Source organism: Neptunicoccus cionae, assembly GCF_014643735.1.
GTDB classification, from domain to species: Bacteria; Pseudomonadota; Alphaproteobacteria; order Rhodobacterales; family Rhodobacteraceae; genus Amylibacter; species Amylibacter cionae.
Genome location: NZ_BMKA01000001.1, coordinates 1,028,575 through 1,045,267, shown reverse-complemented (window position 1 = coordinate 1,045,267; position 16,693 = coordinate 1,028,575). Strand labels below are relative to the sequence as shown.

The window sequence follows — 16,693 nt, the reverse complement described above, 5'->3', positions numbered from 1 at the left end:
GGGCAAATTGCATCTCTGTGCAATCAACCCGACAGGTTTAGGGGAATGTGGGTCAGGTGTTCGGGACGCTCAGACGCCCTCAAACACCATTCTTCGCCCGATAAAACGGGTCGCAGCAACGCCAACGCGGTCCGGATCGCCGGATGTCAGGCAACGGGTTTCCCCCGTCGCACCAACCATGTCAGGATGGCGGTTCAAATAATCTTCAAGGCTGGCAGCAGTTAGGCGGCCTTGGGAATAGACAGACACCTGAGGCCCAAGCGCATCCTGAAAAATACGTTCGAGAATGGGATAGTGGGTACACCCCAGCACAGCGGCCTGTGGATTAGGCATCCGTCGCTTCAGCGCGGCCACATGGCTGCGCGCCAAGGCTTCAGCCAATTCCAGATCATTGTCTTCCAACGCATCGACGAGCCCGCCACAAGGTTGCGCCTCTACGTCCACACCGACGGCACGAAACGCCAGTTCCCGCTGAAACGCGCGGCTGGCCACAGTCGCAGGTGTTGCAAACAGGGCTACCTGCTTTACCTCAACCTCACGCGGTGGGGATATATCCCCCCACATCCGTTCCGTCATTGCTTCGATCATCGGAACAAACACACCAAGCACACGCTTGTCCTTGGGCACCCAGTTTTCCTGCATCCGCTTCAGCGCCACCGCCGAGGCTGTATTGCAAGCCAGAATCACCAGATTGCAGCCCTCGTCGAACAAACGCTCACAAGCGCGCGTGGTAATGCCGTAAATATCATCCGCATCCCGCACGCCGATCGGCGCAATAGCGTTATCCCCGAAGTAGACCAAAGGCTGGTCCGGCATCCGCTGGCGGATCGCCTCAAAGACGGTCAGGCCGCCCAGTCCACTGTCAAATACGCCTACGGGCATGGGGTTTGGTCCGTGAAGATAACAAGAAAACGCGCTGTTTGGACGTACAAGTAACGCTGCGCAGCGAACTGGTAAAGCAGTGTTTGAAAGAAGTCCCTTTCGGAACGCACAAAAAAAGGGGCAGTGAAACACCGCCCCTTTTCGATAACTTGTTCGTAAAGCTTAACGCTTGGAGAACTGGAAGCTCTTACGCGCTTTGGCACGGCCGTATTTCTTACGTTCCACAACGCGCGAGTCGCGTGTCAGGAAGCCGGCAGCTTTCAGGGCTGCGCGCAGGGATGGTTCGTACAGCTGCAACGCTTTGGAAACACCGTGCTTTACAGCGCCAGCCTGACCAGACAGACCGCCACCTTTAACAGTCGCCATCACGTCAAATTCGCCAACAACACCAGCGATTTCAAATGGCTGTGCCAGGATCATCTGCAAAACAGGGCGTGCAAAATATTCGTTTTGCGGCTTGCCGTTGATGGTTACTTTGCCGGAACCGGGTTTGATCCAGACACGGGCAACCGCGTCTTTCCGTTTGCCTGTCGCATAGGAGCGGCCCAGTTCGTCACGCACGGCTTCGCGGGTAACAGCAGCAGGTTCGCCAGCAGCGTCTTCGATCACGATGTCAGAAGCTTCTACAGCGTCTTTCAGATCGTCCAGGGATTTGATTTCGTCGCTCATGACTGGCTCCGCGTGTTTTTAGGGTTCATCGCTTTGACATCCAGCACTTCGGGGTTTTGCGCCTCGTGGGGGTGCTCTGCACTTGCGTAAACGCGCAGGTTTGTCATTTGCTCACGGGACAGAGGGCCACCTGGCAGCATCCGTTTAACGGCCTGTGTGACCAGACGCTCTGGGTGCTTGCCTTCAAGGATCTGACCGGCAGTGCGGGATTTGATCCCACCCGGATAACCGGTGTGCCAGTAGTGGATCTTGTCGGTGCGTTTCTTACCAGTCATCTGGATTTTGTCGGCGTTGATAATGATAACATTATCGCCCATATCCATAGACGGTGTGAAAGATGCCTTGTGCTTGCCACGCAGGCGCATGGCTACGATCGACGCCAAACGGCCCAGAACAACGCCTTCTGCGTCGATCAGGATCCATTTCTTGTCGATATCAGCAGGCGTTGCTGAGAAAGTTTTCATGGTTTTAGGTCCAATTTCTGGAAGTGAAAACAAGGCCAGAAGGCCCCGTCGAATTCTGCGCCAGTTCTACCCGTCTGAGCGGTCCAGTCAATTACAAAAAACCCATTAAAGATGTGGAAAAACAATACCTTAAAATTATGGTATCATTATACCCCACTCAACAAGGGGTATTTCCAGCCCCATTAACGCACAAATTCATCCCGTGGCGGTATGGAATAGGTCACATTGGCGTGGGCAACCGGTTTGTCCATACCTTCCGAATACAGCATGACATCCCCGACAGCCAAAGCCTTGCCCAATTTCAGCAGACGGGCCTTAGCGATCATATCGCGGGGTTCCGGCTTGCGCATGAAGTCGATGGAGCAGTTGGTTGTCACCGTCAGTGCCTTTGGTCCGACATTGCCCATGATGATCAGGTAGAAGCAAACATCTGCCAGTCCGAACATGGACGGCCCCGAAACCGTGCCACCCGGACGCAGGTGCTTGTCCGAGACTTTCAGACGAACAGTGATCTCGTCTTCGTTCATCTCTTCGATCACGAAGTCTTCCTTAACTTGCGGGAAAACGTCTTCAAAGAAATCGCGCAGCTCTTCTATGGTCATTTTAAGGGGCATGGTCTTTCCTCGGCCTGTTGTCTTGTCTAAGGTTTGGGTCAAACGGCACGACCAAACAAGGGGAAACGATGACCTCCGACATCCTGTTACGCAACGATTCCGGCGCGATTGCCACGCTGACCCTGAACACACCGCACACCCTGAACGCGCTGTCTGATGATATGCTCGACGCACTTCAGGGCCAGTTTGACGCGCTGATGCAGGACAAATCCATCCGCGTGGTGATCCTTAAAGGCAATGGCAAAGCGTTTTGCGCCGGACATAACCTTAAAGAAATGACAACAGCGCGGCAGGCTGAAGACGGCGGAAAGCAGTATTTCCTCGACCTGTTTGCCAAATGCACAAAAATGATGACGACGATCCCCAAACTGCCCCAGCCGGTGATCTGCCAACCCCACGGGCTGGCCACGGCAGCAGGGTGCCAGCTGGTGGCAAGCTGCGATCTGGCGGTGACGGATACCGAGACAAAGTTCGGCGTGAACGGGGTGAATATCGGCCTGTTCTGCTCCACCCCGATGGTGGCCCTGTCCCGCAATATCCCCCGCAAACATGCGTTTGAAATGCTGACAACCGGGAAATTTATACCTGCATCAAAGGCCCAAGACCTCGGGCTGGTGAACAAAGTGGTGTCACCCGCTGAACTGGAACAGGAAACGCAGGCTCTGGCAGAACAGATTGCTGCCAAGCTGGGCGCGGCGGTGGCCATCGGGAAACAGGCGTTTTACGAGCAGATCCAAATGCCGCTTGATCAGGCCTATGCCTACACGGGCGATGTGATGGCGCAGAATATGCTCTACCGCGACACCGAAGAAGGCATCGCGGCGTTTCTTGAAAAGCGTGCGCCGGAGTGGTCGCAGAATTAAGCGACCCCGCCGATAGGTTACAGTTCGTAAATATCGCCGAATTTGGCGTTCAGATAGGCCAACAAAGGTTTGGCGGTTGGCGCATGGCCCACCGCGCGGGTGATGGTTTCCCGTGGCTCGTACAAGGCGCCATGCTGGTGGATCTTATCCCCCAACCACGCCAGCGCGGCCTTGGTATCGCCCTTGCCTAGATCTTCTTGCAGATCAGGCAAATCGCCCGACATCGCCGCAAACAATTCGCCCGCATAGATATTGCCCAAGGAATAGGTCGGGAAATATCCGATCAGCCCCACGGACCAATGCACATCTTGCAAAACACCATTCGCAGGCTGGTCCACCGGATAGCCGAAATCTTTCTCAAAGCGTTCGTTCCAAGCGGCTTCCAGATCGGCCACCTCCAACTCTCCGGCAATCATCTTGCGCTCCAGATCAAAGCGCAGCAGGACGTGCAGGTTATACTGCACCTCGTCTGCCTCGGTACGAATGAAGCCACGATGCAGCTTGTTTACCACACGGTAAAAGCTCTCCGCGTCGCTGATGCCAAAATCACCGAACACCTCGGTCATGCGGTTAAACAGATAGCCGGTGAAGGCGCGACTGCGACCAAGCTGGTTCTCCAGAATACGGGACTGGCTTTCATGCACGCCCATAGACACGCCACGCCCCAGCATGCTGAGCCCGTAATCCTGCGAAATCCCCTGCTCATAGGTGGCGTGGCCAACTTCGTGGATGGTGGAATAGAAACAGTTGAACGGATCGGTTTCGGACACGCGGGTGGTGATCCGCACATCGTTAAAGCTGCCACTGGAAAACGGATGGACGCTGAAATCAAGCCGCCCGCGCGACCAGTCATAGCCAAAAGCAGTGGCAAGCTCGTGGGCGATCATGGTCTGCTGCCCGTGGGAAAAACTGCCCTGAATGTCAGGAATAACCGCATCGCTTGCGCCCACCCTGCCCCGCAGGTCCACCAAACCGTCACGCAACCCGCCAAGCAGCGTCACCAGTTCCGGTTCCTTCATGCCCGGTTCGTAATCTTCCAACAGCGCATCATATAGATTACCGCCTTGCGCCAGTGCTGCCGCCTCTTCGCGGCGCAGCGCGAGCACTTCTGTCAGCACATCCTGAAACGCCGAGAAATCACCCGCTTCCCGCGCTTTGGCCCAAACCCCTTGGGCCTGAGAGGTCACCCGCGCGATCTGGCTGGCGAGTGCGGCCGGCACTTTGGACTGGCGCTCAAACTGGCGGCGGATCAGGCGCACGTTTGCCGCCTCCACCATATTCAGGTCCGCCCCTTCAACTGCGTCGAGCCACTCGGCAATGCGTGGATCGGTGCGCTGGCTGTGGCTCAACTTTTCAAGGGCACTCATCCACTCGGAACGCTGCGCGGCGGCCCCTTTGGGCATGATGGTTTCCTGATCCCAGCCGAGCAGTCCAGACACCTGCCCCAAAGCCACCACATCGCGAAAATGGTCGGCCAGCGCCGCATAAGCTGTCTTGGAATTCATCAAATCACCTCAATTATCTAAGCTTTTGCGCTTTCGGGTAGAGCGCAGAAAAACGGACGTTCAAAATACTTACAATAACAATCACAGCGCCCACCTGATGGAAGATCGCCAGATGGACCGGGGCTGCGTGCATCACAGTCACAATCCCCATAACCATCTGCGCCACCACCATGCCAAGAGCAATCAAAGCCGCGCGCCGTGTCGCGACAATAGCCGAGCTGCGAGACGAAAACCAGAGGTAGAGTGAACCAAGCAAAACAACATAGCCCAGCATCCGGTGATTGAACTGCACCAGCGCGGGATTTTCAAAGAAGTTGGTCCAGAACGGGACGTAATCAAAAGACTCCGACGGCAGGAACTCTCCGTTCATCAGCGGCCAGTCGATATAGCCACGGCCCGCGTCAATACCAGCCACCAACGCCCCCAGCAGGATTTGCGCAAAAACCAGCGCCAGCATCACGGTAGATAGCGTCACCAGCGGTTTTTCCTGATTACGGCGGGACTGAAACAAATCCATTTCGCGGCGCTGCAACTGCCATGCGTACCAGATCAATACGCAAAGGATAATGAACGCCAGCCCCAGATGGGTTGCCAGCCGATAAGAGGCCACATCCACCATTCGTCCGGTCAGGCCAGAGGACACCATCCACCAACCAATCGCGCCTTGCAGGCCACCAAGCCCGCCCACAAGCAGCAGCCGTCCGGTCCACCCTTTGGGAATTTGGCGGCGCAGCAGGAAGTAAAAGAAGCCAAGCGCCCAAACCAAACCCACAAGGCGGCCCAACTGGCGATGGCCCCATTCCCACCAAAAGATCGTCTTGAACTCGGAAAGGCTCATCCCCTTGTTCTGTAACTGATATTCCGGTGTTGCCTGATATTTCGCGAATTCGTCGCTCCACACCGCTTCGCTTAGCGGCGGGATCGCACCGGTGACTGGCTTCCATTCCGTGATGGACAGGCCGCTGTCCGTCAAACGGGTCATCCCGCCCACAAGGATCATCAGCGCCACCAAGGCAAACAGCACCATTAACCACACTGCAATGGCACGGCGCGCACCGGTTTTTCCGGCGTCAATTAACCCACCTTTGGACCCGCCTTTAGAAACGTCAGAAGCCGGTTTCTCGCTGGAAACCTCTTCAAAGATGCTGCGTGTCTTGCTCATGGGCCGCGCCTTTCAAAATGCTCGTCTTTATCTAGGACGGGCGGCAGGCGCGATCAATGGTTAACGGGACTTCGGGTGCTTGTCTGCCAGCGACTTGATGACGCCGTGGAACATCCGCACATCGGCCTGTGTCAGCGGCATCCGCGAGATCATGTTGCGCAGGTTCGTCACCATGCTTTCGGCTTTGTGATCCGGCCAGAAGAAACCAACGGACTCCAGCCGCGCCTCAAGCGTTTCGCTCAGCTTCTGGATTTCAATGGCTTCGGCGTGTTTTGTCCCTGCCAGTTCCAGAACTTCTGGCGCCGCATCCCCTTGTTGGCGGCGCCATTCATAGGCCAGCAACAACACACATTGCGCAAGGTTGAGCGAGGCAAAAGCTGGATTAACCGGCACGGAAATAATCGCATTCGCCCGCGCAATATCAGGGTTTTCAAGGCCCGAACGCTCCGGCCCGAATAGAATACCCACATTCTGCCCCTCGGCCACCATCGCGCGGGCCTGTTCCATTGCCCGCTCCGGTGTCACCACAGGTTTGGTCAGATCCCGCCCCCGCGCCGTGGTTGCAAAAACATAGTTCAGGTCCTGAACCGCCTCTTCAGTGGTTTGCGTCACCTGCACCGCGTCGATCACCCTAGCCGCACCGCTCGACATTGTGACAGCCTTCTGGTTCGGCCACCCATCCCTAGGGTTCACGATGCGCATCCGCTCCAGACCGAAATTCCACATCGCCCGCGCCGCCGCACCGATATTCTCGCCCATCTGGGGTTCTACCAGAATAACCGCTGGCTGGGGTCCGCCCCATTCGGCGGCTTTAGCGTGATCTGTACCGGACATGTAACGACTCCTGAATGTGCTGGCCTGCCTGTTACGCTGCAAGGGGCCGAAGATCAAGAAAGGCGGCCCCGTCAGAGCCGCCTTCCCCAAAATTGTTAGAACGTGTAAGACTTAAACGCCTTCAACCAGAACCATAGAACGGTTGGAATTTTTCAACGCGAGAGGCAGAATTTTCTGATACTCGTCAGAGTAATAAAAGGTCTTGGCCGCCTCTGTGCTGTCAAATTCGATGACCACATTACGTGCCGCACCATCGCCTTCGATCCATTCCGCAGCACCACCCTTTACCAGAAAGCGCCCGCCGAATTTCTCAGCACAAGCAACCGTCTGGCTGGCATATTCCATATAGCCGTCAAGGTTCGTCACCTCGATCTGTGCAATAACATAAGCCGCCATTACACGCCCTCCACGAACAGATAATCGCGTTTTGCCGCCGGCAGACCGTGGCTCAGTGCGCGTTGGTATTCCGGACCGTTATAAAACGCCTTGGCTGTGTCCATGTCAGGCCACTGGATGATCACGTTACGCGACCGCGCCTGACCTTCCATCACAACAGTTTCCCCGCCACGCGCCAGAAAGACGCCGCCGTATTGTTTTACCGCAGGTCCAGCCAGTTCGGCGTAGCGTGCGTATTCTTCTTCGTCATGCACATCTATATGCGCCATTGTGTAAACAGTCATTTAACCCTCCAGAATTTCTTTGGCCGCCGTGATCGCAGCCTCGGCATTGTCAGCGGACGGTCCACCCGCCTGCGCCATGTCAGGACGACCACCGCCACCTTTGCCACCCAAAGCCGCCGCAGCCGCCTTGACCAGATCAACCGCAGAGACACGGTCCGTCAAGTCATCCGTCACCCCTGCCGCAACCGCAGCCTTGCCACCCGCGCCAGAGATCAACAGGATCGCCCCGCTGCCAAGCCGCTTCTTGTGCTCGTCAATCAATCCGCGCAAATCCTTGCCCGGCACATCCGCCAGAATCTGACCAAGGAAGGGAACGCCGTTCACATCCTCAGCGTCCGATCCACCGCCGGAACCGCCCATCGCGGCCTGTTTGCGCAGCTCTGCCACTTCGTTCTGAAGCGCCTTGCGTTCATCCTGCAAGGCTTTGATCCGTGCAGGGACATCGTTTGCAGGCACTTTCAACGCCAGCGCAGCCTCGGCCAGCAGATGGTCCTGCCCGCGCAGATAATCTTGCGCCGCCTGTCCGGTCAGCGCCTCAATCCGGCGCACACCGGAACTGCTGGCACTGTCGCCAAGCAGAACAAAAGCGCCGATATCACCCGTGCGCCGCACATGGGTGCCACCACAAAGTTCCAGCGAATAGGTCCGCTTGTCACTGCCCTTACCGCTGCCATCCAGTTGCCCCATAGAGACAACCCGCACTTCATCGCCGTATTTTTCTCCAAACAGCGCCTGTGCGCCCAATTCGCGGGCCTCATCAGGGGTCATAATCCGCGTATCCACGGGCGAGTTCTGGCGGATATAGGCGTTCACCTCCCGCTCCACCTGATTAAGTTCCTCAAGGCTCATGCCTTTGGAATGGCTAAAATCGAACCGCAACCGATCGTCAGCATTCAACGACCCGCGCTGTGCAACATGCTCGCCAAGCGCCAGACGCAGGGCTTCGTGCAACAGGTGCGTTGCCGAGTGGTTCGCACGGATCGCACTGCGACGTGCGTGATCCAGAACCAGCTCCGCGGCTTCTCCCTTAGCAATCGAACCGTCAATTATGGTCCCGATATGCACAAAGACACCAGCTTTTTTCTTCACATCCGACACACGAATTTCACCATTGGCCGTCTTGATGACACCAGTGTCACCCACCTGACCGCCGCTTTCAGCGTAGAACGGTGTCTGGTTCAAAACCACCTGCACCGCCGCACCGGATTCGGCCTTCTCAACGGGTTTGCCATCCACGATAACCCCGCGGATCTGGCCTTCCGCTTCTTCGGTATCATAGCCCAGAAACTCTGTCGGGCCTTCCGCGTCCGCAATATCGAACCAGACAGATTCATCTGCTGCCTCACCCGAACCGGACCAAGCCGCGCGCGCTTTGGCTTTCTGGGCTTCCATCGCGGCATCAAATCCGGTTGTGTCAACTTCGACGCCTTTTTCGCGCAGCGCATCCTGCGTCAGATCCAGCGGGAACCCGTAAGTGTCATAGAGCTTGAACGCGGTTTCCCCTTCCAGCGCCTGACCTTCTGCCATGCCCTCCAGTTCTGCATCCAACAGCTTCAGCCCCCGATCCAGAGTAGTGCGGAAACGGGTTTCCTCCAGCAGCAGCGTTTCTTCGATCATCGGCTGCGCACGGCCAAGTTCGGGATAGGCCTGCCCCATCTGGCGCACCAGTTCGGGCACAAGACGACACATCAAAGGATCTTTCGCGCCAAGCAGATGGGCATGGCGCATCGCGCGCCGCATGATCCGGCGCAGCACATAGCCACGCCCCTCGTTAGAGGGCAACACACCGTCCGCAATCAGGAAAGAGGTCGACCGCAAGTGATCCGCAATCACACGGTGATGCACGTTCTGATCGCCATAAGGATCAACGCCCGTGCCTTGGGCCGAAGCCTCGATCAGCGCTTTGAACAGGTCGGTGTCATAGTTGTCATGGCTGCCCTGCAACAGCGCCGCGATCCGCTCCAACCCCATGCCGGTGTCAATGCTCTGCATGTCCAGAGCCCGCATAGAGCCGTCCTCGAACTGCTCGTTCTGCATGAAAACCACGTTCCAGATCTCAATAAACCGGTCGCCGTCTTCTTCAGGCGAACCCGGAGGCCCGCCCCAGATATGATCGCCGTGGTCATAGAAAATCTCGGTACACGGACCACACGGACCAGTCGGCCCCATCTGCCAGAAGTTATCAGATGTCGCGATGCGGATGATCCGGTCCTCTGGAACACCCAGTTTCTTCCAGATTTCAAACGCCTCGTCGTCTGTGTGATAAACCGTTGTCACCAAACGGGATTTGTCGATACCGAATTCTTCGGTGATCAGGTTCCACGCGAAAGGAATAGCCTCTTCCTTAAAGTAATCTCCAAAGGAAAAGTTTCCCAGCATCTCAAAGAATGTATGGTGCCGTGCGGTATAGCCCACATTATCCAGATCGTTATGCTTGCCCCCTGCACGCACACATTTCTGCGCCGAAGTCGCCCGTTTGTAGTCCCGCGTTTCCGCGCCGGTGAACAGGTTCTTGAACTGCACCATTCCGGAGTTCACGAACATCAGCGTCGGGTCATTGCGCGGCACCAGCGGAGAGCTGTCTACAACCGCATGGCCGTTCTTCTCAAAATAGGACAGAAACGTGCTGCGGATATCGTTTACGCCAACCATGTGTATGCCTTTGCAGTCTTTGGAAATTTGTCAGGGGCGGTTATACCCTGCCTGTGCATTCTGTCCACATCCCATTTAACCACGCCGAAACGCAAGGCGCCGCAGACAAAGCCCGCGGCGCCTTAAAGCACATTCAATGTTCCCCAAATACTCCCGCCGGAGGGGTATATCCTTCGTATCAAGCGCTTTCACGAACGCTCTGAGATTTAAATCGTGCTTTAATAAGAGTGCGGTAGCGTCTCAGCGCGGTCCGGAAGTTTCCGGGCAGTACCATCTGCGTTTGTAGATATTTCGGAGGTACCCTTATGGCAAAATCCAATTTCTTTACAGTCGCGCAGTTAAAATTCTTGCCGCCCGGCAAGCATTGCGACGGACAGGGCTTATGGTTGTTTAAGAGGAAAGACGGCAGGCACGATGGACCTTCCGGTTTTCGCTGTTCGGTCGGCAGCGCGAGATGGGGCTTGGCTCCTATCCCCTCCTGTCTCTCGCAGAAGCGCGGAAAGCGGCCCATGATGTGCGGCGGATTGTGGCGAACGGCGATGATCCAATCAAGATCAAGCGGCGGCAGAGAAACCATGCAAGCGCACAGGAAGGTCGGTTTCTTGTACTAGCCGATGCTGCATTCGAAGCCCATCGCTCTACGCTGAAGCATGAAGGGGCGGACGGGATGTGGTTCAGCCCGATCAAATACCATCTTCTGCCCCATCTCGGAATGATGCCGGTCGTCTAGATTGACCAACATGACATTAAGCAAGCACTGTCCCGTGGCTGGGAGACGTCTCCTGTTACAGCAAAGAAGGCTCTTTCCCGACTGAAGGTGATCCTGAGCTATGCAATCGCTGAAGGCTTTGACGTGAACCTCGGCATCATCGACCAAGCACGTATCCTGCTTGGAGCACCAAGGCACACGGTTACCCATATCGCCGCGCTCGACTGGGCTGAGGCACCAGCCTCTTACCAATCGCTCGGAGAACTAGCACCCGCAGAACTGGCGCTCCGCATGCTGATGCTGACAGGAGTGCGTTCGAATGCGGTCAACAACATGCAGCTTGAGCAGATCATCGAGGACGTCTGGACGGTACCTGTAGAGCATGTCAAAGGCCACAAAGGCTTTACCAAACCCTTCCGTGCGCCTCTGTCCAATGAGGCCCTGCGCGTGATCGATCTCGCCCGCGCGATAGAGCAGAACGGCTATCTCTTTCCCAACAGCCGTGGCGGTCCCCTGAACAAGATGTCCATGCGCAACTACATGGTCGAGCGCGGCCTTGAAGCCCGCCCCCACGGTTTCCGCTCTACATTGCGCACATGGCTGTCCGAACGCACAGAATGCGCCCGAGAGGTGGCTGAAGCCTGCCTCGGGCACTTTGCCGTCAACGATGTGGAAGATGCCTATAACCGCGCGGATTATCTGGAGCGCCGGAAGCCATACTTGGCGGATTGGGCGGAAAATTTGGTTGGTGGGAAATGATGCTAAGCGTCAGTTCTCAGGTAATCCATATAAGCCTTCGTATGACTGGTATGTGTCAACGGTGGACATTCAAGTCTGACGCAGAGCTCAAACCATTTCTTGGTGCAGAAATCCATCGACTTCGCCTGCATCGAGAAAATTCTGACCTTAGCTTTAATGAACATGAACGGCCCAATGCTTTCCTTGGTCATCCAATAAAGCTCTGCGGTGCAGCTTTCGCATTGCGGACGTTGGATTTGGCTGGATCAACGTTAGGACCAATTTTTGACAAGTTCGAAGTCTATCTAACGTTGATATTGAGAATATGAGAATGGAATAAAGCATGGGATCGTCAATTGCTCTTTTTGTTGATGGAGACAACATCAGCCCTTGTTTCAGCGAAGAGATAATGGCCTTCGCAAAGCAATTGGGGCGTTTAGATGTGGCCCGCGTGTACGGCGGCGCACATCCGGCCTCGGGTAGGATGGAAGCTCTAGGTTTCCGTTTTGTCCATGCAGGTCCAGGAAAGAATGGTGCAGACATTCTGCTTTCCATCGACGCCATTGAAACCTGTCAACTTAGTGAGATTCAGACGTTCGTAATAGCAACATCTGACGGAGATTTCTCTCATCTCGCTTACCGACTTCGTGAACGAGGCGCTGAGGTGTATGGTCTTGGCGAAGGCAAGGCACAATTCTCGTTTCCTGCGGCTTGTACCGAATTCTCGACCGTGATCTCCAAACTTGATGTCATGCCTCCGAAATCAACAATTCAACGGCGTGATGGCCCATCCAAGTTGGACGAAAAGATACGTGCAATGATTGCCATTCATAGCAAAAATGGACTTGGCATGCGAATTTCGGAATTAGCACCCAAAATGCACTCTTCGCATGGTGTGAAGATAAGTTCACATGTCGAACGGACTTGGCGCGCTTATCTTTCAAAGCGTCCAGAACTCTACCAGCTTGACCCACGTGGACCAGAGGCGAAGGTTAGGTTTGTGCCTCAAGGTTTTGGCAATTGAACAAATCGGCCCATAAGAGACATTCACCGACCAGCTCTTATGCTGCGGTCGCAGCCCGTATTGCCGCCATTCGCTGCGAGCGCAAAATTCAGCGGTGGCCGACCTCACAGTCTGCGGACAGAGCGCCATTTCGCTGCGGTTGCGCCAACGGCTGCTATGGGAAGGTTGCATTGAGGTTGGTGGGCACGGCTGCCTTCAAAATAGCACGATTTGGTAGGGTCATTGCCCTACCTCCTATTGCAGGATTTCGATCATTTCGGCGTAACCGCGTGACGTGGCGTATTGAAGCGGTGTGACGCCATCGCGATCTCCGATGGATTTATCTGCTCCTGCATCAACGAGGATTTGCACTGTTTTGATATGATCCGGGCCGCCGTTACCTAAGACGACTGCCTCGATCAAAGCAGTCCATGCGAGATTGTTGATATGGTCAAGCGGTGCGCCACCTTCGACAAGACGCGCGACCACGTCGTGATGTCCAAGGTGAGCGGCGGCAATAAGGGCTGTGCCGTCATAAACGCTGGTGATCAGATCCGGTGCGTTTCCAAGTTCCATTGCCAGCGATACCATTTCAGGATCGTCGGCGACGGCTGCGATTGTCAGCACATCATAAACACGATTTTCGAGGGCATTCATGTCTGCGCCACCATTGGCCAGTGCGATCAGAGCGTCATCGTGCGACGCAAATGCTGCGACATGTGCAGGCGTGCGCTGTGACAGATCGCGGATGTCCACGTCGGAACCTGTTGTGATCAAACGGTTGATCTCATCCACGTCGCCCTCGTGGGCGGCAAGGTGCAAGCCTGTGTAAGAAGCGATGTCTGAGGCGGATGGAGCGGTCTGAGCTTGGGCGGTTCCAGCGGTAAGAATTACGGCAAGCAGTAAGAAACGAAACATCGTGTCACCTTTCAAAGTGAGTGGCCCGCCGCGATGAAGGGCGAGCCGCGATTGGATTATTCAGCGCCGATTGCGTCAAGACCTGCACGGGCACATGTCTCGTCAATCGCGCCGGATGGTGCGCCACCGACACCGATGCCACCGACCAATGCGCCACCGATCCGGATTGGCAGACCGCCAGCCTGAATGACCAAACGGCTGTCCATATCGCGCAGACCACCATTCTCAGGGTTTCCACCGATAAAGTCCGCAATACCTGCCGTGTCACGGCCCATGCTGGCGGATGTGAACGCTTTGCCTGTGCTGGAACCGACAGTATGCGGGCCTGCATTGTCAGCGCGCAAAAGCACTTTGGTCTCACCGCTGCGCGCAACGATTGCGACGCTGACGTTGTGGCCTTCAGCAGAACATGCAGCGACAGCGGCTTGGGCGGCTGTGGTTGCCATCTCGAGCGGCAAGTAAGGTGCTGTGGGCAGGTCTTGGGCGAAGGCTGCGATGGGTGTCAGCAGAGCTGTGGCAAGAGTGATGGAACGGATCATTGTGTATTTCCTTTTGTTGAACTGATGCTCCGTTTCTAATTCGCCGCGCTGACTCGCGATATTCGTAGCATCCGCAAAGGTGTCCGTAGTTCTACTGATCCGCGTGTTATTCCGCGTTGGCGTCCAGCCAATACCGCGTGAGTTCAGCCGCCGAAGACGTGCCTGCCTTGGCCGCAATTGCTGCGCGGTGACTTTCAACCGTTCGGGGCGACAGGGTCAGCGCATCGGCGATTTGTTTAGTCGTCAGACCCTTCGCGATCATTTCAAGAACTTCTTGCTCCCGTGTGGACAAGTGCTGGACCAACGCCACTGCCTCGGCACGTTCTGCCGAGGCTTGTTGGTGGGTTTCAAGCTCGCCGTGACCCTTCTGGATCGCGTCGGTCAGGTCTTGTTCGTCCACAGGTTTGCTGAGGAAATCAATCGCCCCATTGCGAAAAGCGCGCCGACACGCCTCGATATCGCCGTGTCCACTGATGATCACCGTGGGCCATGACACGCCTTGGTCGGTCAGCCTTTCTTGGAGTTTAAGGCCCGAAATCGCAGGCATTCTAATATCAAGGATCAGGCAGCCCGGCGTCAGGTCTGCCGCTTGCGCCAAAAATGTCTCGGGCGATGCAAAGCTGCGCACATTCAGCCCGACGGTTTCCAACAGAAGGCTTAAGGCGTTGCGAACGGCCTCATCATCATCAACGAGGTAAACATGGTTCGTCATGGTGCGACAGCCTTGGTCGAAAGCGGCAGGGACAAGCGGAACGTGGTCTGTTTGGTGTTGTCCAACAGCGCGATATCGCCGCCCATTTCATCAACCAGGCTTTGACACAGCGCGAGGCCAAGCCCCGTTCCATCCGGTTTGCCAGTTACAAAAGGTTCAAAGATGCGGGGCTTGAGGTGCTCAGGCACTCCTGGCCCAGTATCGCTGACATCTAAAATGACCGAGTGACCTACGACATGTGTGCGGATCATGACCTGTGCCGCGTCCGAGGCATCGAGCGCGTTGCGCACCAGATTAATTACAACCTGTTCTAACTCGACCGGATCGGCGTCGATAAAGAGGGGACTATCATGCAACGATAAGATAATCGCATCCCCGTTCGTCTTGGCCTCCAATGTCAGCAGGTTCTGCACGCTTTGGGCGGCTTCATGGACCGAACAGGCCTCAGATGGGGCACGGTTCGGTTTGCTCCATCGTCGCAAGCGATCAAGGATGTTCGCCGCACGCTGTGCTTGGGATACCGTGTCGTCCAACACAGTGCCAAGACGCGCGACGTCACCGCGCCGCGCTAAGTGTTTGCCAGCCTGTGCTTGGCTCAGGATCGCGGTCAGCGGTTGGGCCAGCTCATGGGCCATGCCGCTAGCCATTTCACCCATCGCATTGACGCGAGAGGCATGGGCAAGCCGCGTTTCCTGCGCGCTCAGCTTGGCGCTGTTCTCTGCATCTTTGGTGCGCGCGCGTTGCTTGAAACCGAAAGCCGACAGCAAAAAGAGTGTCGTGACCAGTGCAATGACTGAAACCGCTTTCCCAACCGGCAAGAGATCAGACAGCCCTATGGCCAAGGAGGTTTCAAACACCAAAGGTTGCGACACACTGCCAAGCGGTTTGGAAAACCCGGTCTCAGCCGGTGAAACCTGACCCACCAATGCCGTTTGGCCGTCCGGTGTGGAAAGACGCAAAGACGCCGATGGCGCGTCCCAAAACGGATCTTCCGTGGCAATCAGCGCACGCGCGTCGATTATAAGCGCCAAACCGTGCTGTGCCGCATCAGAATTGGGCGTGCGTTTTACAAGCAGGTAGTGATCCGGTAGTTCTGTCACTTGGCCGATTTCCAAAGCTCCGGTTGAGCGGCGGGCCATTTCAATAATGCGCTCCCTCGGTTGTGCCGATTGCCTGGGCTGCGTTTCTATCACCGGTTGCGACGGGTCGTATGGGACGACATTCACCGACGTGATACGCGGATAGAATCGAGTGATAGTCGCGGCGACATCCAACAACAAATCTTGTCGCTCACCCCCGCCCGCCACAAAAATCGCAGACAGAGATGTCAGATGCGCGTCATGCTGATCCGCCCGCTGGGAGGCCAAGCGATGCAGCGTCGCACTTTTGACGGTCAGTTCACGGACCAGACTTTGTCGTTCAAAAAGCGCCATCCCGCTTAGCGTGAGCATGACGGCAAACGCCCATAACAAAGCGTATCGCCAGAAATTGTTTGAGGTTGTGGCAGTCATCAGCATTCATCGCAGGTGTAGCCGCAAACTCCAATCCGTATTTCTACGGTCAAAGGCTTTGCCGCGATGACAACCCGATCGAGATTCCGCGCATAAATGATTTGTCAATTTCCATACTTTCGTCGGGGTAAGGGAGCGGATATCTATGCAACTTGCAGCATTTGTTAATTTGGGCTCAAACCGGACTTGCGGCGGTGAGGCACGCAAATTTTGACCTTGCAGGCTTCGGCGCGACCAA

17 protein-coding genes and 1 pseudogene are annotated in these 16,693 nt (G+C 56.0%); 4 read left to right on the top strand and 14 right to left on the bottom strand.

Features of this window, described 5'->3' with window-relative positions; all coding sequences use genetic code 11:
• Window positions 1-69: 69 nt before the first annotated feature.
• From IEX10_RS04605 to IEX10_RS04590, 4 genes are all read right to left on the bottom strand, one after another.
• Window positions 70-882: a glutamate racemase gene (locus IEX10_RS04605; RefSeq protein ID WP_188671330.1), complete on the bottom strand. Its 813-nt coding sequence runs from the start codon at window positions 880-882 to the stop codon at window positions 70-72.
• A gap of 162 nt (window positions 883-1,044) precedes the next feature.
• Window positions 1,045-1,551 carry a 30S ribosomal protein S9 gene (rpsI, locus tag IEX10_RS04600; RefSeq protein ID WP_188671328.1) on the bottom strand — a complete coding sequence of 169 codons (507 nt, stop codon included), beginning with the start codon at window positions 1,549-1,551 and terminating at the stop codon, window positions 1,045-1,047.
• Entirely contained in the window at window positions 1,548-2,015 is a 468-nt protein-coding gene (gene rplM / locus IEX10_RS04595; protein WP_188671326.1) for a 50S ribosomal protein L13, read from the bottom strand. The genes rpsI and rplM overlap by 4 nt, the downstream gene beginning before the upstream one ends.
• Before the next feature lie 182 nt (window positions 2,016-2,197).
• Window positions 2,198-2,629 carry a PaaI family thioesterase gene (locus IEX10_RS04590; RefSeq protein ID WP_188671324.1) on the bottom strand — a complete coding sequence of 144 codons (432 nt, stop codon included), beginning with the start codon at window positions 2,627-2,629 and terminating at the stop codon, window positions 2,198-2,200.
• A gap of 68 nt (window positions 2,630-2,697) precedes the next feature.
• On the opposite strand from IEX10_RS04590, the gene IEX10_RS04585 reads away from it, so the two are divergent.
• Window positions 2,698-3,492 carry an enoyl-CoA hydratase gene (locus tag IEX10_RS04585; RefSeq protein WP_188671322.1) on the top strand — a complete coding sequence of 265 codons (795 nt, stop codon included), beginning with the start codon at window positions 2,698-2,700 and terminating at the stop codon, window positions 3,490-3,492.
• 17 nt (window positions 3,493-3,509) lie between these two features.
• On the opposite strand, the gene IEX10_RS04580 is transcribed toward IEX10_RS04585, so the two are convergent.
• From IEX10_RS04580 to alaS, 6 genes are all read right to left on the bottom strand, one after another.
• On the bottom strand, window positions 3,510-4,997 hold the full coding sequence (locus IEX10_RS04580; RefSeq protein WP_188671320.1) for a carboxypeptidase M32: 1,488 nt from the start codon (window positions 4,995-4,997) through the stop codon (window positions 3,510-3,512).
• Window positions 4,998-5,010: 13 nt separating this feature from the next.
• On the bottom strand, window positions 5,011-6,159 hold the full coding sequence (ctaA, locus tag IEX10_RS04575; RefSeq protein ID WP_188671318.1) for a heme A synthase: 1,149 nt from the start codon (window positions 6,157-6,159) through the stop codon (window positions 5,011-5,013).
• A gap of 60 nt (window positions 6,160-6,219) precedes the next feature.
• Window positions 6,220-6,993, bottom strand: a complete 774-nt coding sequence (locus IEX10_RS04570) for an RNA methyltransferase (RefSeq protein ID WP_188671316.1) — start codon at window positions 6,991-6,993, stop codon at window positions 6,220-6,222.
• A 111-nt stretch (window positions 6,994-7,104) separates the two neighbouring features.
• A complete protein-coding gene (locus tag IEX10_RS04565) occupies window positions 7,105-7,389 on the bottom strand; it encodes a DUF1330 domain-containing protein (protein WP_188671314.1) in 285 nt (94 codons plus the stop codon).
• Complete coding sequence (locus tag IEX10_RS04560) at window positions 7,389-7,673, bottom strand: DUF1330 domain-containing protein (protein WP_188671311.1); 285 nt, start codon at window positions 7,671-7,673, stop codon at window positions 7,389-7,391. The genes IEX10_RS04565 and IEX10_RS04560 overlap by 1 nt, the downstream gene beginning before the upstream one ends.
• Window positions 7,674-10,325 carry an alanine--tRNA ligase gene (gene alaS / locus IEX10_RS04555; RefSeq protein ID WP_188671309.1) on the bottom strand — a complete coding sequence of 884 codons (2,652 nt, stop codon included), beginning with the start codon at window positions 10,323-10,325 and terminating at the stop codon, window positions 7,674-7,676.
• 421 nt (window positions 10,326-10,746) lie between these two features.
• Here alaS and IEX10_RS04550 point away from each other — a divergent pair.
• The 3 genes and pseudogenes from IEX10_RS04550 to IEX10_RS04540 all read left to right on the top strand — a co-directional run.
• Window positions 10,747-11,055, top strand: a pseudogene (locus IEX10_RS04550) (Arm DNA-binding domain-containing protein); the annotation flags it as partial.
• An 87-nt stretch (window positions 11,056-11,142) separates the two neighbouring features.
• Window positions 11,143-11,793 carry a tyrosine-type recombinase/integrase gene (locus tag IEX10_RS04545; RefSeq protein ID WP_188671306.1) on the top strand — a complete coding sequence of 217 codons (651 nt, stop codon included), beginning with the start codon at window positions 11,143-11,145 and terminating at the stop codon, window positions 11,791-11,793.
• A gap of 322 nt (window positions 11,794-12,115) precedes the next feature.
• Complete coding sequence (locus IEX10_RS04540) at window positions 12,116-12,796, top strand: NYN domain-containing protein (protein WP_188671304.1); 681 nt, start codon at window positions 12,116-12,118, stop codon at window positions 12,794-12,796.
• Window positions 12,797-13,030: 234 nt separating this feature from the next.
• Here IEX10_RS04540 and IEX10_RS04535 read toward each other — a convergent pair whose 3' ends face one another.
• The 4 genes from IEX10_RS04535 to IEX10_RS04520 form a co-directional block, all read right to left on the bottom strand.
• Window positions 13,031-13,693 carry an ankyrin repeat domain-containing protein gene (locus tag IEX10_RS04535; RefSeq protein ID WP_188671302.1) on the bottom strand — a complete coding sequence of 221 codons (663 nt, stop codon included), beginning with the start codon at window positions 13,691-13,693 and terminating at the stop codon, window positions 13,031-13,033.
• A 56-nt stretch (window positions 13,694-13,749) separates the two neighbouring features.
• Window positions 13,750-14,232 carry a GlcG/HbpS family heme-binding protein gene (locus IEX10_RS04530; protein ID WP_188671300.1) on the bottom strand — a complete coding sequence of 161 codons (483 nt, stop codon included), beginning with the start codon at window positions 14,230-14,232 and terminating at the stop codon, window positions 13,750-13,752.
• A gap of 106 nt (window positions 14,233-14,338) precedes the next feature.
• Entirely contained in the window at window positions 14,339-14,944 is a 606-nt protein-coding gene (locus tag IEX10_RS04525; RefSeq protein ID WP_188671297.1) for a response regulator transcription factor, read from the bottom strand.
• On the bottom strand, window positions 14,941-16,083 hold the full coding sequence (locus IEX10_RS04520) for a sensor histidine kinase (protein ID WP_188671295.1): 1,143 nt from the start codon (window positions 16,081-16,083) through the stop codon (window positions 14,941-14,943). Before IEX10_RS04520 ends, IEX10_RS04525 begins: the two co-directional genes overlap by 4 nt.
• Between the last annotated feature and the right edge of the window lie 610 nt (window positions 16,084-16,693).

What these genes read in the sequence shown, in the direction of transcription:
- ctaA (WP_188671318.1), bottom strand. Translation starts at nt 6,159, where the DNA reads ATGAGCAAGACACGCAGCATCTTTGAAGAGGTTTCCAGCGAGAAACCG.
- IEX10_RS04525 (WP_188671297.1), bottom strand. Translation starts at nt 14,944, where the DNA reads ATGACGAACCATGTTTACCTCGTTGATGATGATGAGGCCGTTCGCAAC.
- alaS (WP_188671309.1), bottom strand. Translation starts at nt 10,325, where the DNA reads ATGGTTGGCGTAAACGATATCCGCAGCACGTTTCTGTCCTATTTTGAG.
- IEX10_RS04580 (WP_188671320.1), bottom strand. Translation starts at nt 4,997, where the DNA reads ATGAATTCCAAGACAGCTTATGCGGCGCTGGCCGACCATTTTCGCGAT.
- IEX10_RS04565 (WP_188671314.1), bottom strand. Translation starts at nt 7,389, where the DNA reads ATGGCGGCTTATGTTATTGCACAGATCGAGGTGACGAACCTTGACGGC.
- IEX10_RS04540 (WP_188671304.1), top strand. Translation starts at nt 12,116, where the DNA reads ATGGGATCGTCAATTGCTCTTTTTGTTGATGGAGACAACATCAGCCCT.
- IEX10_RS04520 (WP_188671295.1), bottom strand. Translation starts at nt 16,083, where the DNA reads ATGGCCCGCCGCTCAACCGGAGCTTTGGAAATCGGCCAAGTGACAGAA.
- IEX10_RS04535 (WP_188671302.1), bottom strand. Translation starts at nt 13,693, where the DNA reads ATGTTTCGTTTCTTACTGCTTGCCGTAATTCTTACCGCTGGAACCGCC.
- IEX10_RS04530 (WP_188671300.1), bottom strand. Translation starts at nt 14,232, where the DNA reads ATGATCCGTTCCATCACTCTTGCCACAGCTCTGCTGACACCCATCGCA.
- rpsI (WP_188671328.1), bottom strand. Translation starts at nt 1,551, where the DNA reads ATGAGCGACGAAATCAAATCCCTGGACGATCTGAAAGACGCTGTAGAA.
- IEX10_RS04605 (WP_188671330.1), bottom strand. Translation starts at nt 882, where the DNA reads ATGCCCGTAGGCGTATTTGACAGTGGACTGGGCGGCCTGACCGTCTTT.
- IEX10_RS04590 (WP_188671324.1), bottom strand. Translation starts at nt 2,629, where the DNA reads ATGCCCCTTAAAATGACCATAGAAGAGCTGCGCGATTTCTTTGAAGAC.
- IEX10_RS04570 (WP_188671316.1), bottom strand. Translation starts at nt 6,993, where the DNA reads ATGTCCGGTACAGATCACGCTAAAGCCGCCGAATGGGGCGGACCCCAG.
- IEX10_RS04585 (WP_188671322.1), top strand. Translation starts at nt 2,698, where the DNA reads ATGACCTCCGACATCCTGTTACGCAACGATTCCGGCGCGATTGCCACG.
- rplM (WP_188671326.1), bottom strand. Translation starts at nt 2,015, where the DNA reads ATGAAAACTTTCTCAGCAACGCCTGCTGATATCGACAAGAAATGGATC.
- IEX10_RS04560 (WP_188671311.1), bottom strand. Translation starts at nt 7,673, where the DNA reads ATGACTGTTTACACAATGGCGCATATAGATGTGCATGACGAAGAAGAA.